At 70.7% G+C, this 14,578-nt stretch carries 11 protein-coding genes and 2 pseudogenes; 6 read left to right on the top strand and 7 right to left on the bottom strand.

Features of this window, described 5'->3' with window-relative positions; all coding sequences use genetic code 11:
* Positions 1–9: 9 nt before the first annotated feature.
* Positions 10–2,055 (bottom strand): NADH:flavin oxidoreductase, encoded by a 2,046-nt coding sequence (locus ASC60_RS25355; RefSeq protein WP_055554788.1) that lies wholly within the window; start codon positions 2,053–2,055, stop codon positions 10–12.
* Positions 2,056–2,332: 277 nt separating this feature from the next.
* Here ASC60_RS25355 and ASC60_RS25350 point away from each other — a divergent pair, with 277 nt between their 5' ends.
* The 3 genes and pseudogenes from ASC60_RS25350 to ASC60_RS25340 all read left to right on the top strand — a co-directional run.
* Positions 2,333–2,770 carry a TetR/AcrR family transcriptional regulator gene (locus tag ASC60_RS25350; RefSeq protein ID WP_159043307.1) on the top strand — a complete coding sequence of 146 codons (438 nt, stop codon included), beginning with the start codon at positions 2,333–2,335 and terminating at the stop codon, positions 2,768–2,770.
* A gap of 343 nt (positions 2,771–3,113) precedes the next feature.
* The gene (locus ASC60_RS25345) at positions 3,114–4,007 is read left to right on the top strand and encodes an NAD-dependent protein deacetylase (RefSeq protein WP_055554786.1); all 894 of its coding nucleotides are present in this window, start codon (positions 3,114–3,116) and stop codon (positions 4,005–4,007) included.
* Positions 4,008–4,256: 249 nt separating this feature from the next.
* Positions 4,257–4,460, top strand: a pseudogene (locus tag ASC60_RS25340) (ABC transporter ATP-binding protein); the annotation flags it as partial.
* A gap of 116 nt (positions 4,461–4,576) precedes the next feature.
* Here the strand turns inward: ASC60_RS25340 and ASC60_RS25335 are convergent.
* The gene (locus ASC60_RS25335) at positions 4,577–5,494 is read right to left on the bottom strand and encodes an endo-beta-N-acetylglucosaminidase H (RefSeq protein ID WP_199831043.1); all 918 of its coding nucleotides are present in this window, start codon (positions 5,492–5,494) and stop codon (positions 4,577–4,579) included.
* Between the two features lie 308 nt (positions 5,495–5,802).
* Between ASC60_RS25335 and ASC60_RS39655 the strand changes: the two genes are divergently transcribed.
* Positions 5,803–6,297 (top strand): LysR substrate-binding domain-containing protein, encoded by a 495-nt coding sequence (locus ASC60_RS39655; protein WP_234357116.1) that lies wholly within the window; start codon positions 5,803–5,805, stop codon positions 6,295–6,297.
* Here the strand turns inward: ASC60_RS39655 and ASC60_RS25325 are convergent.
* Complete coding sequence (locus tag ASC60_RS25325) at positions 6,192–6,902, bottom strand: amidohydrolase family protein (RefSeq protein WP_234357115.1); 711 nt, start codon at positions 6,900–6,902, stop codon at positions 6,192–6,194. The genes ASC60_RS39655 and ASC60_RS25325 overlap by 106 nt on opposite strands.
* Positions 6,903–6,947: 45 nt before the next feature.
* Here ASC60_RS25325 and ASC60_RS40990 point away from each other — a divergent pair, with 45 nt between their 5' ends.
* Positions 6,948–7,328 carry a hypothetical protein gene (locus ASC60_RS40990; protein ID WP_055554778.1) on the top strand — a complete coding sequence of 127 codons (381 nt, stop codon included), beginning with the start codon at positions 6,948–6,950 and terminating at the stop codon, positions 7,326–7,328.
* Between the two features lie 446 nt (positions 7,329–7,774).
* Here the strand turns inward: ASC60_RS40990 and ASC60_RS25315 are convergent, their stop codons facing one another.
* The 4 genes and pseudogenes from ASC60_RS25315 to ASC60_RS43890 form a co-directional block, all read right to left on the bottom strand.
* Positions 7,775–8,191: a YeeE/YedE thiosulfate transporter family protein gene (locus ASC60_RS25315; RefSeq protein ID WP_055554776.1), complete on the bottom strand. Its 417-nt coding sequence runs from the start codon at positions 8,189–8,191 to the stop codon at positions 7,775–7,777.
* Positions 8,191–8,847 carry a YeeE/YedE family protein gene (locus ASC60_RS25310; RefSeq protein WP_055554774.1) on the bottom strand — a complete coding sequence of 219 codons (657 nt, stop codon included), beginning with the start codon at positions 8,845–8,847 and terminating at the stop codon, positions 8,191–8,193. The genes ASC60_RS25315 and ASC60_RS25310 overlap by 1 nt, the downstream gene beginning before the upstream one ends.
* Before the next feature lie 1,360 nt (positions 8,848–10,207).
* Positions 10,208–10,593: pseudogene (locus ASC60_RS25305) on the bottom strand (monooxygenase); the annotation flags it as partial.
* A 528-nt stretch (positions 10,594–11,121) separates the two neighbouring features.
* Positions 11,122–13,230 carry a pyridoxal-phosphate dependent enzyme gene (locus tag ASC60_RS43890; RefSeq protein WP_063787199.1) on the bottom strand — a complete coding sequence of 703 codons (2,109 nt, stop codon included), beginning with the start codon at positions 13,228–13,230 and terminating at the stop codon, positions 11,122–11,124.
* 198 nt (positions 13,231–13,428) lie between these two features.
* On the opposite strand from ASC60_RS43890, the gene ASC60_RS25295 reads away from it, so the two are divergent.
* Positions 13,429–14,391: a LysR family transcriptional regulator gene (locus ASC60_RS25295; protein WP_055554770.1), complete on the top strand. Its 963-nt coding sequence runs from the start codon at positions 13,429–13,431 to the stop codon at positions 14,389–14,391.
* Positions 14,392–14,578 lie beyond the last annotated feature (187 nt).

Raw genomic sequence — 14,578 nt, 5'->3', positions numbered from 1 at the left:
GCTCTCCTCTCACATCGGCAGGCAAAGACGCAGTGCGTCGAGCACCGCGGCGTGGATGTTGCGGCTGGTGACGGCGTCTCCGATGCGGAACAGCTGGAAGCGGCCCTCGGGGTTGTCGGCTTCCCGCTGCGGTTCACCGGCCAGCAGGGCCGGGTGGTTCACGCGGCCGAGGTTGCGCGAGGCGGGGAGCAGGTTCCAGTAGAGGTCGGCGAGGGGCAGCGTCCCGTGTTCCACCACCACGTGGTCCACGATCCGCTCCGCCTCGGTGTCCGCATACGGGCTGCGCAGCGTGGCCGCCAGACGGCCGTCCTCGGTGCGGCGTACGGACGTCAGCCGGTGGGCCAGGGTGGTGCGCACCGTGTGTGCGGCGAAGGCCCGCAGATAGGCGGGCGAGTTCATACTGCCGACGTCGGGTGCGAGGGTGCGCTCCGGCGTCACGTACTCGATGGGCAGCCCCTTGCGGGCCAGCACCTCGGTGGCGTCCAGGCCCGGGTAGGCGCCGTTGTCGTCGTAGACCAGGACGGGTCCGTGGGGGCGCAGGGCACCGCCGAGGACGTCCCAGGTGTCGGACACCAGGTCGGCGCCCTCGGCGAGGAAGGAGACGTTCGGCAGCCCGCCGGTGGCGACGAGCACGATGTCGGGGCGTTCGGCGAGGACGTCCTCGGGCTCGGCCAGCGTCCCGAGCCGCAGGTCGACGCCGAGCACCTTGCACTCGTCGACGCGCCAGTCCACGATGCCGAGGAGATCGCGCCTGCGGGTGTTGGACGCGGCGATGCGTATCTGCCCGCCGGGCAGGTCGCCGGCCTCGAACACGACCACCGCATGGCCGCGCTCGCCCAGCACCCGGGCCGCTTCGAGACCCGCCGGACCGGCTCCCACGACCACGGCCTTCTTCCGCTCGGCCGCGGGCGGAACGGTGTGCGGCAGCCGCTGCTCCCGCCCGGTGGCGGGGTTGTGGACGCACTTGGTGTCCCCGGAGTCGTAGATCGCGTCGAGGCAGTAGCTCGCCCCCACGCACGGCCGGATGCGGTCCTCGTCTCCGGCGGCCACCTTGGCCACGAGGTGGGGATCGGCGATCTGGGCCCGGGTCATGCCGACCAGGTCGAGCAGCCCCTCCCGCACCGCGTACCGCGCGGTGGCGACGTCGGCGATGCGGCCCGCGTGCATAACGGGCACATCGATCCGTCGCTTGATCCCGGCGGTGAAGTCGAGGAACGGCGCGGACGGCATGCCCATCGTCGGGATCGCCCTCGCCAGCGTGACGTCGCTCTCGATCGAACCCCGGATGGTGCTGACGAAGTCGATACCGTCCGCGACGTACGCCCGGAGCGCGGTCAGCGCCTCGTCCAGGACCAGCCCGCCAGGCCGGTCCTCGTCCATCATCATGCGGATGCCCACGATGAAGTCCGGCCCGACCGCCGCCCGGACCGCCCGGATCACCCGGCGCGGGAAGGCCATGCGATGCGCGAGGCTGCCACCGAACTCGCCGTCCCGGTGGTTCGTCGTCGGCGACAGGAAACTGTCGAAGAAGTGTCCGTACGACTGGATCTCGATCCCGTCCAGCCCCCCGGCCTCACAGCGGGCGGCCGCGTCCGCGTAATCCCGTACGACCCGGTCCAGGTCCCACGCCTCGGCCTCCTTGGGGAATGCCCGGTGCGCGGGTTCCCGCACCGGCGACGCGGAGAGCACCGGCAGCCAGTCCCCCGTGTAGTTGCTGGTGCGCCGCCCCAGATGCGTGATCTGGCACATGACCGCCGTCCCGGCATCGTGCACATCGTCGGCCAGCCGCCGGAACCACGGCACCACCTCGTCGCGGTAGAGCAGCAGATTGCCGAAGGACGGGGGGCTGTCGGGCGACACCACCGCCGACCCGCCGATCATCGTCAGCCCGACCCCGCCGCGCGCCTTCTCCAGGTGGTACATCCGATACCGGTCCCGCGGCAGCCCCTCTTCCCCGAACGCCGGTTCATGTGACGTGCTGACCACCCTGTTGCGCAGGGTGAGGCTCTTGATCGTGAAGGGCTGGAGCAGGGGATCCATCGTTCGCGCATGCATGTGGCGCTCCTCCCTGAGCAGGACAAGCCCAGCATGGAGGTGACACCCGTCACGGACAATCAAACGATCCCTCAGGAAACCATGCGAATCGGCTCCAAGATCGAAGCCGCCGCGCCACTTCCCGCGCCTCCGGTGAACTGCTAGCCGTTGCTGGCAAGCACGTTCCAGCAGGCACTCAAGAGGAACACGTCCAAGGCACCCGCCGTATCATCGGCCCAGTCCACACTCGTCGACCTGGTGCCGCATCTCGGTCGACGCGAAGGTAAGCAAGGCACAGATGTACGCCTACTACGGCAGCAAAGAGAGCCTGTTCGACGCCGTTCTCGCCGACCAGGTCGAAGGCATCCTCGAAGCCGCACCGCTGACCGCCGAGGACTTGCCCGGTTACGCCGTCCGCCTCTACGACGCCTATCTCGCCCATCCGCAGCTCGTGCGCCTGGCCACCTGGGCCCGCCTGGAGCGCACCCCTGCCGGACACCTGTTCTCCGAGGCCGACGAAAGTCCCAAGATCCAGGCCATCGCCCGGGCACAGGACTCCGGGCACATCGATCCCGCTCTGCCTGCTGCCGATGTGCACTCCATGGTGATCTCCATGGCCATGACCTGGTCACCGGGAAGCCTCACCTACACCGCTACTGCGGCCGACCCCAGCGCTGACCACGACCGCCGCCGTACCAGCCTCGCCGCGGCCGTGCGGCGCGCCTTCCGCTCCTGACGCAGATCTGTCCTGGCCCACCAAGCCTCCCGGACAATTTCACCAACCGGTCGGCCGGGTAGAGACCGGTGGGGATCACGGGAAGTTCTCCGTCCTGGTGTCGAGCCGGGCCCGGACAGCGAGCCGGGCCGTTCTCGACCAGCCAGGCCGCTTCACCGCGGCCTCGGCCTCGGCAGTGTGCGGCATGCGAAGCCATCGCACCGGGGCGGGCGGAGCACCTCGCTTCTCCTCGCGGGAGTCCGGGTCGACAGCGCCGGTAACGCGGCGGTCACCCCTCTCCGCCCGCCGCGGGTGAGCGGTCAGGGGGAAGCGTGCGGTGGCCGTCGTTCCGTACTCTGGCGGCATGCACACGCGCCCCACGTTGAGCTGGACTCCCGCCGAAGACCTGCCGCCGGGCAGCACGGACCTGGAACCGGTCGCCGACGCGCTGCGCACCGGCGGTGTGCTGGTGCTCAGCGGGGCGGGCATCTCCACCGAGTCGGGCATCCCCGACTACCGGGGCGTGGACGGGAGCCTGAGCCGCCACACCCCGATGACCTACCAGGACTTCACGGCCGACGCCCGGGCCCGGCGCCGGTACTGGGCGCGCAGCCACCTCGGCTGGCACACCTTCGGCCGCGCCCGTCCCAACACCGGCCACCGGGCCGTGGCCGCCTTCGCACGGCACGGTCTGCTCTCGGGAGTGATCACCCAGAACGTCGACGGCCTGCACCAGGCCGCCGGCAGCGAGGACGTCGTGGAACTCCACGGAAGCCTGAGCCGGGTCGTCTGCCTTTCCTGCGGCACCTTCAGCCCACGCCGCGAACTCGCCCGGCGGCTGGAGGCGGCGAATGCGGGCTTCGCGCCCGTGGCCGCCGGGATCAACCCCGACGGTGACGCCGACCTCACCGACGAACAGGTCGGGGACTTCCGCGCGGTGCCGTGCGCGCACTGCGGCGGCATCCTCAAACCGGACGTGGTCTTCTTCGGTGAAGCCGTCCCGCCGCAGCGGGTCGAGCACTGCCGCGAGCTGGTACGCGAGGCGGCCTCGCTCCTGGTCCTGGGCTCGTCACTGACGGTGATGTCCGGGCTGCGATTCGTCCGCCAGGCGGCCCAGGCCGGAAAGCCGGTGCTGATCGTCAACATGGACCCGACCCGGGGCGACCGGCACGCGCTCACCCGGGTCTCTCTCCCGCTGGGAGCGGCCCTCACCACCGTGGCCGCGCGGCTGGGCATCCCCGGGCCGGCCCAGGCGTGACACGGGCCCCGGCTCACGGGAACGCCTGATGCGCCGCCCCCTGAGCCGGGGGCGGACGATTGGGGGGGCCGGTTCAGCGGCCCGTCATCAAGGAGGCCGGGCGCGTGGCGTACCGCGGACGCCGAACACGAGGAGGCACCGCCCGTGGACACGGTGTCCCTCAGGCGGGTGGCACCACACCGGTGTGAACGCGCTCCCACCCGGCACAGGGCGGCGGGGTGGTGCCGTGGCGGGCGAACCGGGCCGGGTGGCGGTATGGGCGAGCACCGTGCGCTGCGCCGCCGGATCGGCTACCTGCCGCAGGGGTTCGGCTACTACAAGCGCTTCACGGTGCGTGAGTTCGTCGAGTACATGGCAGGGCTGAAGGAGGTGCCGAAGGCGGACATCCCGGCGGCGGTGCAGCGCGCCGTGGAGCGGGTGGGGCCGGCGGACCGCGCCGAGGAGAAGAGACGCCGGCCGCGCGCCATGTCCCGGCCGCGCCGGTGGGCCCGCCGGCGCGCCGCGGCCGACGTCGCGGCGGCGCGGCCCACCGCGTGGATCGCGGTCCGCACGCCCGGGGTGCGTTCGCCCTACGGCGTGTAGACGGCGTCACTGCCGTACAGCTCCCTGGTGAACGCGGAGACATCGGCGCTGCGATCGGCGCCGTCGAGGTTGTACGTCAGATAGACGCCGTACCCCTCGCCGACGGTGCGGCGGGCGAGGTCGGCGGCCGTGCTCCGCGAGGTACGGCCGATCTCGACGGCCGCCGGCGACAGCTTCGCCTTGGGCAGTGCCACCCGGGGAACCTGCCAGGTGCCGTAGTACGGGTTCCAGGCGTAGTCGAACATGGACGAGACGTCGACACCGCCGTAGGAGAGACGCGACGCGGCCGGGCCGATGTTGTAGAGGCTGATGATCTTGCCCGGCAGGTTCGCGCGCAGCGCCGTCACCAGGTGCACGAACGAGCTGTCGTTGGGCTGGCCGGTACCGTTGTTGCCGTAGTCCGCGTACTCGTCATCGAAGTCGATGCCGTCGAGACCGTACCTGGCGACGGCGTCCGACAGTTGTCGCGCGAACGCCGAAGCCTGTTGCTGGGAGGGGAAGTTGGCGAAGCCCGCGCCCTGATGGTTGCCGAGCACCGAGAGGACGACCTTGATGCCCTTCTGCTGCAACGGCCGGATCTGAGTGGCGGCGTTGTCGAGGACGCGCTGCACGTTCTCGTTGAAGTGCAGGTACGCCGCCTTCGTGCCCGTGTCGTAGTTGATGTTCGCCGCGAACACCACGGCGACGTCGAAGACGTTGCCGCCGCCGTTGGCGAGGGTGTACTTGCCGACGTTGCGCACGCTGTTGTTGTTCACCTCGACGTACGCCACCGAGGTCGGCCCCTGTTTCACCGCAGCGGGGGCCGCCGACGCGCCGGTCGCGGCGGTCCCACCGAAGGCGAGGGCCACGACCGCGGAGAGCGCGACCGCGGCCGTCCGTAATCTGCTCCGTACCAGAGTGAACATCATTGACCGGTCTCCCCTCGCATGGGTCGGCGTCCGACCTGTCCGCACGCCGAGTGATCCCTCCAAGTTTTCCGCTCCCATGGCGGAATCCAAAGGATCGCGTGCGAACTCTTCACCACTCCCTCGCACCCGGCATCCGGTCGGCCCGGATCTGGCCGACGACAGCCGGGCAGAGCCCGAACAGCCCGGACACGGCATGCCGGAGCGCGCGTCCGCCTCCCATCGGATCATCCGTCAACGCGCCTGAACGGCCTGGTCCCACCGCGTGAAGCCGAGTCGTTCCGCGAGCTCGTGGACCCCGACGCCGTATGTCTCCCCTCTCCCGCCGGAGGCGTGTGCCGCTCACCGACCTCGCCGCCGCCGACCTGATCGTGCACTCCGCCGACCGACGCTCGGTGATGTACGGCGTCGTCCTGGTCCTCCTTCGCGATGCGGGCGTCGAGCCGCACATCCGCCACCAGGTCGGCGAGACCTCGCCCCCGGTCACCCTCGTCGCCGGCGGCCTCGGTGTCGCGGTCGTGCCCGAGCCGGTGACCACCCTGGCCCTCGATGGTGTCGTCCACCTGCCGCCGGCCGGAGCCGGCGCACGGGTGGAGCCGGCCGTCGCGCACCGCGCGGATCGCTCGGAGCCGGGTGGGCTCGTGCGGGAGCGCTCAGGCTGCGGGCCGTGGTGCGGGGACGGGTGGCGCCGGGCTCGTCACAGTCCGAGGAACGCCCGCGCGTTGGCGGTGAGCGTTCCGGCATCCGGTCCGTGGTCGGTGGCGAAGCGGACAGGGTCGCCCTGGGCCATGTCGAACGGGTAGTCGCTCCCGCAGACCACGCCGCCCTTGGAGGCGTGCGCGGTCAGCAGCCCCAGCGGCCCGGGGTCGTGCGTGACGCTGTCGAAGAACAGCTCGCCGAACACCTCCTGTGGCGGGCGGGTCGAGTGGCGGCGCACCTCGGCCCGGGTCCGCCAGCCGTGGGACCACCGGCCGAGCAGCCATGGTGCGCAGCCACCGCCGTGGACGAAGCAGATGCGCAGCCGCGGCAGCCGCTCCTTGACACCCCCCAGGATGAGCGCGGCGACGGCGGTGGCGCTCTCGACAGGGTTGCCGATGAGGTTGGAGAGGTAGTGCTCGGACCACTTCGGCCGGGACAGTTGCATGGGATGCACCAGCACGGCGAGATCGAGTTCGGCGGCGGCGGTGAGGACGTGGCGCAGCACGCCGTGGTCCAGGGAGCGCCCGGCGAGCAGCGGCGGTATCGCGATCCCGGCGAAACCGTCGGTCCGGGCCAGCCGCTCCATCTGGGTGCGCGCCCGGTCCGCGTCGTCGAGACTGACCAGGCCGAGCCCCACGAGCCTGCCACCGGCGTCGGAGACCACGGCGGACAGCGCCTCGTTGAAGGCGGTGACATACGAGCGAACCAAGCAGCGGCGGACGGTCCCGGCCCTGTCCGTAGGTGGCGAGAAGTCGTGGAACCGCATGACACCTGGAAAGCGCAGAGCGCGCTCGCCAAAATTCTCGACTACGCGGGCAGCGGGGCGCGGCACTGGCCGATCCACATACTCCAGCGGTCGCTCGAGTACACCGCCCAGTTGCAGGGCAGTACCGGAGAGCAATTGCCGGCGGAGATGGGATATTCCATCGACGAGGGTTTCTTCCTGCGCACCATCGAGTCGAATCTGGCCGTGGGCAGGCTCCGCATGGCCATTGCGGCCAGCCGATTTCCGCCCGAATTCAACCGAGGTTTCTATTTCTCGGTCAGCAGCCGAGCGCCGCCGAGGTGTACGGCGTCGAACCGCGCCGCTTCTCCGACGGGCCCCATGCGGCGTTCATCCCGAAGGTGCACCTGAACGGCCCGCGGACGGCGGAGGCGGGGAATCGGCCGGGAAACCGGACCCGGTTCCCCGTAGGCCGCTCGATCGACCGTCGGCCGCTTCCCGCGGATCAGTGTGGTCCCGCCTGCCACGAGCACCGGTGAACCGCTCCGGGCGCGGTGGAGATCCGCGCCTCCGGCTGCCGTGTCAGCGCCCCGGACCAACGAGACGTACCGCTGGAGCGTCCACGGCGCCGGGTCCCGCGAACTGACGCCGCGACCGGGGCCGGCGCACATCCACGTTGCCGCTGTCGACCGTCGGACCATGCGCCGTGACAATCGGCTCGACGGCCTTCGCTTTGGCCCGCGTGCTCGTGACGAGCCCGCGGGCCGGTGCCCTGCGCAGCCGAATCCGCCCCCTGAGGGGCGAAAGGGCATCGGGGGCCACGTGGCGGGAAGCTCGGCAATGGGGTGTCCGGGCCGTCACAGCCCGCAGGATCCCCTGTCGAGGTGGAAGTACCGGGCGTTGGCCCAGCGGCACAGCCGGATACCGACGGCGACGCCGGCGATCGTGACCACGGCGGGCAGGTATCCGCTGGCAACCTGGATGACCGGGATTGCCGGGCATCCGCCCGAGATGGCCCAGCCGGTACCGAACAGCACCGCGCCTGGGACCACGCCGGCGTGGATGCGCCCCGGTGCGCGGCGGACTCGCAGCAGGGCGAACGCGCACACGATGATCCCGACGGCCCCGATGAAGGCGAAGAACATCCGCGGGTCCTGGAAGGTGAACATGCGGTTCAGTTCGGCGTAGTCGCCGAAACCGATGTTGGTGACGGTGTAGCCGAGTGCCAGACCGGTGATGATGGTGGCCAGCAGTATCGTGCCCCGGGTACGCATCAGATCACCTTCCACAGAAGGAACGACACCGCGACGGCGGTACCGAAGAACACGGCGGTCGCGACGATGCTGACCGGACTCAGCCGACCGCAGCCGCTCAGCCCGTGGCCGGAACTGCATCCGCCGGCCAGTCGGGTACCGAAGCCGACCAGGACGCCCCCCGCGAACAACAGGGCGATGGTGAGGGCCGGATCGGCGGTGACCACGTCCCGGAAACCAGGGCCCATATCGAAGCGGAGCCGGAACCGCCCGGACGTGACGGCGGCGATCCATCCGCCGACGAAGATCGACACCAGCAGTACAGCCTGGGTGACCACCGGGACCGGGCGCAGGCTTGTGGCCGAGGGGCTCGTGTCCGCTGCCGGCTCGGCGTCCGGGGTCAGCGGCCGCGCCTTCTGCTGCGGGACCGGTGGCGCGGTCGGTGCGGCGGGGCCGGTGCCGAAGTGCTCGGCGGTGGCTGCGGCGAGCGCGTCGGCAAGGACACGATCATCGGTGAACTCCTCGTCCAGCCGCTCGAGTCGGTGCTCACGCCGCCAGTGCAACACCCGGTCCCACGCCGAGGAGACACCGAAGGACCGGCCGGTGGCGAGGGTGTAGGCGACAGTGACGAAGGCGAGCCCGATCGCGCCCGCCCACCAGGGCCAATAGGAACTCACGCTGAACCTCTCATCCAATCGACGACCCGGGCCCAGCACCCGCGCCGAGCGGGGCGCTCCGGTGGGTGGGCAACCGGTGTGGGCGGTGCCGGCCGGTGATGCTGGGCCGGTGCGGGTGAAGGTGCCGGTTCCATCTGGGCCGTGGTCGGCGATGGGGGGGTCTGCCCGGATATCTGCTCCGAGGTGGCCGCACGGGACGGGTCGGCATCGGCCGCGCGCCTGATGTGATGCGCGTGGCGTCCGTTGGGCAGCAGGCTGATGGGCACGCGCTCGCCGGTGAGTGACAGCCTATAACGTGCACAATCGTGCCACCGGTCCTCGCTATCACAATAGTAATCGCGCCAGCCCTCCAGACTCGCCCTGAGCAAGGGGAAGAGTGGACATCCTGCGGCGTGCGAGCAACCCACGTTGCTCCTTTCTGACCAGCTACATCGCCCCCGTCCAGGGACAGGCGGTGCCGTTCTGTCGTCGTTTGCCCCGCACAGTCGACGCCTTTCCCTGCGTCCGGAGAGGCGGGCGCCACACGTGTGCTGATGGTTCGTCACCAGTGCAGGCGTGATGCAATCACTGATTGCCGCCTGGAGCAACCTGGAGGCGTTTTCCTATAGGGCCGCACGGCGGCCGTATCGCATCGTGAGATTTCCGCGCGATAGATACACCAACCCGTCCGGCATTGTCCGGATACCGGCTGGTCGAAATAGAGCCACTTTTGATTGCGCTACGGCCCAGTGGTTGTTGCGTCCCCCGAGCTCCCTGGGCGGGTGGGAGTTGGCGGTGGCGGTGGCCGCGGCGACGAATGCCGAAGTCCGTGGACGGGAAAATCCGGCGAAGGAAGTTCGGACCACAGGCGCACGGCCGGCCTGAGCGTTGGGGAGTTCGATACCGATTCCTTGACTTTACGCGCGAAGACAAGACGCACCGTGGGGTTTTCGAGGCGGTCGCCGCAGGCGATCCGCCGTCCGCCATCGCCGCGATGAGCCGCCACTTCGACAGCGCCGACCGGTACGTCGCCGAAGTGATCGCGCTGACGGCCGGCCCCGGAGCAGACGGCGGCGCCTCGGGAACGCGAGGGCGGAGCGGGGCCTCCCCTGCGGAACCGGACCAACGGCCGTGCCGCGGGCGCACCGGGCCGAAGTCAGCCGTCACCGGCTCTACCGCGTTGATCCCCTCGCGGCCCCGAGGCGCCCCTCCGGCGGCGTCCGCTCCGCCAGCGCGGGGATCGATGTGCGGCCGGGGCGGTGGAGATGGCGGAACGGGGCGCGGTGTCCTCGGACAGCGTCGTGGCCCCAGCCCCGGGGCCGGGGTGCCGGATACGGTCCGCCCTCCCCCGTTCACCGTCAGGCATCCGGCTCCTCCCGTTTCATCGGAGGCTCGACGGGGGCGGGGGCGGGGGCGGGGGCGGGGGCGGGCCTTGCGGGCCGAAGAACACGGCACGGGCCACCGCCGGGGCGAACAGCGCGCTGATCGGTTCCTTCAACGTCAGGACCAAGCGGAAGGCGTCGCCCACCCCGTGTCGCCGGGGGCGCGCTCCTGGGCCCGGCGCGGATACCAGCCGACGGGCCGGTCCACGGCCCGTGAGGCGACCGCGTTCCCGATGGCGCCCGGCTTGCTCCTGCCCGCCCCGGCCGAGATGTCCCATGCCTGCCGGGACGCCACGAAGAAGGCACGCTGCACCCGGCGTGTCGCCGGTGTCCGGCGTGTGCCGACCAGCGCGTCACGCAGGGCCACAGCGGTCATCGCCGCGAGTAGCGAGTTCACGTCGCCCCTTGCTCCCTTGTTCCAGCACGTCGGCCCCGAACGACGAGCGTCTCGTGGGCGAGAGACGGTTGAGGGGATTCCCGCCGAACCTCCGTAGCGCGCGCCGTGTCACACCGGCGCCGGGCGGGAGGATCTCCGCCCCGTCATCACGCCTCGGCACCGGCGTCCTCGGTTCCGTCCCACTGGTTTTCGGATCCGTCGGTCCACACCCCACGTGTCCCGGTTCGGCGGTCAGGCGCGCCCAGCGGCTCCCGTCAGCCACCGTCGATATCGCGTCGCCGGTACCGCGTGGCGGATGCCCGGTCAGGACCGGCCACCTGATGAGACGCCGGCACCACGCGCCCGCTTCACCCGTAACGGCCGCTGTCGGCACTTGGGATCCCGCCTCCGGCGCCGAGGTGGCGCGGTGGTGGCGCGCCCCGCGCGCCGATGTGGTACCCGTTCAGGACCTGTGCGAGGTGGGTGCGCCGTGTCGTACCGGATGGCGAAGGGATGGCCATGACGGTGAAGTCCCTCTCAGGACTCCTCGGCCGCGCCGAGTGTCATCATCAGCCGGTTGGCCCAGGCGAACATGGCGCTGACCGCCATCATGTCGGCGACCGAGGCGTCGTCCAGGCCGATCCCGCGGAGCGCGGCGATGTCGTCGGCATCGAGAGTGGCCGGGGTGGGGGCCAGCTTGGCGGCGACGCCGACGAGTACACGGGCGCGCACGTCGGTGAGCACCTCGGGCCCGAAGGCGGCGAGCGCGGCGGCGCTGGCCTGGTCCTTCGACAATTGCACATGCCGACGGCCGTGCACCGAGGCGCAATAGCGGCAGCCGGTCACGAGTGACGTGGCCAGCGCCACCAGCTCGCGCTCGGCACGGTCCAGCGCGCCCTCCCCCGTCATGATGGCGTCGTAAAGAGCCGTCCGCTCCGCAAGCACCTCGGGGTCGTGGAGCAGGGTGCGATAGAAGGGCGTCCACTTCTTCGGCGTCTTGGCATCGGCTCCCGCTTCACGGTCGGGTTCGGCCGGCGCCGGCACCCAGGGACGCCACTTCAGCACGGGGAAGGCCGCGGTGCCCTGGGGTACGGCCTCGCGCGACGGCGCGACGGCCTCGGGGCGCCGCCCCGTGGGCTGCGCGGGACTGTGCGCGAGGCAGGTCAGGCCGCGCAGCAGGCGCGAGCGGTAGCTGACGTAGCAGACAACCTGGGCGGCGGCCACCGCGACCTGCGCGGGCACGCCGGCCGCCAGGAGCGCGGTCATCTCGGACTCCCCGCTGTCGGCCGGGTCGAGCGCCACCTGCTCGCAGTGCGCCAACAACGCGGCGGTCCGCGGCGGGAGTGTCGTCCACTGCTGGGGGTCCTCGACCACGGCCACCGCGCCGGGCGCCTCGGCCTCGAGTTCAGCAGCGTAGATCGCGCGCAGGGCCGCATCCTCGTTGACGTCGGCGACGCGCAGCGCGATGCGCAGCCGGTCGGCCCGGGACAAGCCCCGGTCGTCGGCGGGGCGCATGACGACGGCGTCCACGTCCGCCGTGTGTCTGCGCAGGTCCTCGCGCAGCAACGACCACGGGTCGGGCGTGCTCACGGCCGGATCCTGCGCCGTTGGGCGGGGGTGTCGCCACACTCCCGTGCGCAGGAAGTCGTCGAGCCGCCTGGTGGGCTCGATAAGATCGATGCCCTGGTCGGAGACCCAGGCGTCGGAGAAGTAGGTGTCGCCGTAGCGCAGTCCCGAGTCGCACACCAGGGTGACCACGCTGCCCCGCTGGTCGGCGGCCCGCATGCGCGAGATGACATCGAAGGCTCCGATCAGGTTGGTGCCGGTGGACGCGCCGGGGCAGATGTGGCTGCGGGCGGCCAGCCAACGCGCGGCGGCGATGGAGTCTCCGTCCGCCACCTCGATCATCTCGTCGATGACGCCGGGCACGAACGACGGTTCGACCCGCGGGCGGCCGATGCCCTCGATCCGTGACCCGGGCGCGGTGACGCTCGTGTCGCCCTCGCGCCACCCTCGGGTGAACGCCGATCCCTCGGGGTCGACGACGGCCAGCTGGGTGTCGGCTCCGATGTAGCGCACGTACCGCCCGATGGTGGCGCTGGTGCCGCCGGTACCGGCGGCGACGACGATCCAGGTGGGTACCGGGTGCGGCTCATGGCTCATCTGGTCGAAGATCGCGCCGGCGATGTTGTTGTTGCCGCGCCAGTCGGTGACTACGCTCGCCCGGCTGAACTGGTCGAGGTAGAACCAGCCGGACCGCGCGCCCAGCCGCTCGGCCTCGTCGTAGAGGTCGCCGGCGCCCACGATGTGGCAGCGGCCGCCGTACTTTTCGATGAGGTCGAGCTTGGCCCGCGAGGTGCCGCGCGGCATGACAGCGACGAAGTCGACGCCGATCAGCTGGGCAAACCACGCCACCGAAACGGCGGTGGAACCGCTGGAGGACTCCACCAGGGTGGTGTCCTGACGGATGTCGCCGTTGACCAGGCCGTAGAGCACCAGGGACCGGGCCAGCCGGTGCTTGAGCGAGCCGGTGGGGTGCACCGACTCGTCCTTGAGGTAGAGGTCGATCCCCCAGTGCTCGGGCAGCGGGAACCGGTGCAGGTGGGTGTCCGAGCTGCGGTTCTGGTCGGCCTCTATGGCGCGCACGGCCGCATGGGTCCACGCGGAGTTGCCCGCATTGGCGGAGGCAGGAGAGACCGAGAGAGGAGACACGAGATGGGGCTCGATTCCGGTGAGGCGCGACGGGGCGGCGCCGGAGCGCCTGCTTCAGCGTGCGCTGCTTTGTTCATAACCGCAACGGTCAACTACTTTGCTGTGAGATAGCTAGCGCTTATACAATGGGACATGATCGAACTCAAACATCTGCGCACACTCAACGCCGTCAGCCGGCACGGCTCCATCTCGGCGGCCGCGCGCGAGCTCGGCTACTCCCAACCCGCCATCAGCCAGCAGATCCAGGCGGTCGAGCGGCATCTGCGCACGCCCGTGCTCATCCGCGGACGGCGTGGCATCCGGCTCAGCGAGGCCGGCGAGGTGCTGGTGCGCCACGGCGAGCAGATGCTGCGGGCGATGGCCGCCGCGGAGGCCGAGGTCGAGGCGGTGGTGGGGCTGCGCGCGGCAACAGTGCGCATCGCCAGCTTCGACAGCGCGGCCGGGGCCCTGCTTCCTCAGACCTTCGCGGCGATCAAGGCCGAGCACCCCGGCGTCGCCTTCGAGATGGTCGAGGTGACACCCGAGCAGGCGTTGTCGATGCTGCGCGAGGGCAAGGTCGACCTGGCGATGGTCTACCACCACGAGATGCTGGGGAAGTCGCTCGATCGGCTCGAGCTGACCGACGAGGAAATACTGACCCCGGTACTCGATGAGCGTGTCCACGTCGCGCTCCCGCCGTCCCACCCCTTGGCCGCGCGGCGGTGGGTGGAGGTCGCCGACCTGGCGGCGGAAACCTGGATCGCCGGGTGTCCGGTGTGCCGGAGCAACCTGATGAATGTCTGCGCCAGCGCGGGCTTCGAGCCGGTGATCGGGTTCGAGACCGACGACTACCTGGCCCTGCACCAGCTCGCCGCGCAGGGCCTGGGCATCGCGTTGGTGCCCGAGCTCATGCACACCGTGCTGCCCTCGCGCGGCAGCCTGGAGTTCCGCCTGCTGGACCCGCTGGTCGTACGGCACGTCGGAGTGGTCACCTTCAAGGGGCTCCGTCGGGTTCCCGCCGTGGCACGCACGGTCTCCGGGCTGGTGGCCTCCGGGCGGGAGCTCGGACTGCACTCGCCGCACGAGCACGGCCCGTCATCCGCTGGGCATAGGTGAAATTTATGTCAACTGACAGATGTATGAATGTTACTTTTCGATCGGGGTCTCTTGTCGGCAGAGTGCCGTTTCACACAAACTGACACGACCCGATCGCGCCGGGCAGCGTGGCCCAGCTGGCGCAGTCCCTCCATCCCGCCTCGCGGGAGATCGACCGAATTGAGCAGTTCCATGAACGCAGCTCCAA

The organism is Streptomyces sp. NBRC 110028 (assembly GCF_001417735.1).
Taxonomy (GTDB): domain Bacteria; phylum Actinomycetota; class Actinomycetes; order Streptomycetales; family Streptomycetaceae; genus Streptomyces.
The sequence above is the reverse complement of the archived record's forward strand: the minus strand, read 5'-3'. Positions and strand labels throughout refer to the sequence as shown.

Excerpts from the sequence above, each read along its gene's own strand:
- ASC60_RS39655 (WP_234357116.1), top strand. The coding sequence starts at position 5,803 with ATGTCTCCCCTCTCCCGCCGGAGGCGTGTGCCGCTCACCGACCTCGCC.
- ASC60_RS25355 (WP_055554788.1), bottom strand. The coding sequence starts at position 2,055 with ATGCATGCGCGAACGATGGATCCCCTGCTCCAGCCCTTCACGATCAAG.
- ASC60_RS25335 (WP_199831043.1), bottom strand. The coding sequence starts at position 5,494 with ATGTTCACTCTGGTACGGAGCAGATTACGGACGGCCGCGGTCGCGCTC.
- ASC60_RS25350 (WP_159043307.1), top strand. The coding sequence starts at position 2,333 with ATGTACGCCTACTACGGCAGCAAAGAGAGCCTGTTCGACGCCGTTCTC.
- ASC60_RS25295 (WP_055554770.1), top strand. The coding sequence starts at position 13,429 with ATGATCGAACTCAAACATCTGCGCACACTCAACGCCGTCAGCCGGCAC.
- ASC60_RS25345 (WP_055554786.1), top strand. The coding sequence starts at position 3,114 with ATGCACACGCGCCCCACGTTGAGCTGGACTCCCGCCGAAGACCTGCCG.
- ASC60_RS25315 (WP_055554776.1), bottom strand. The coding sequence starts at position 8,191 with ATGCGTACCCGGGGCACGATACTGCTGGCCACCATCATCACCGGTCTG.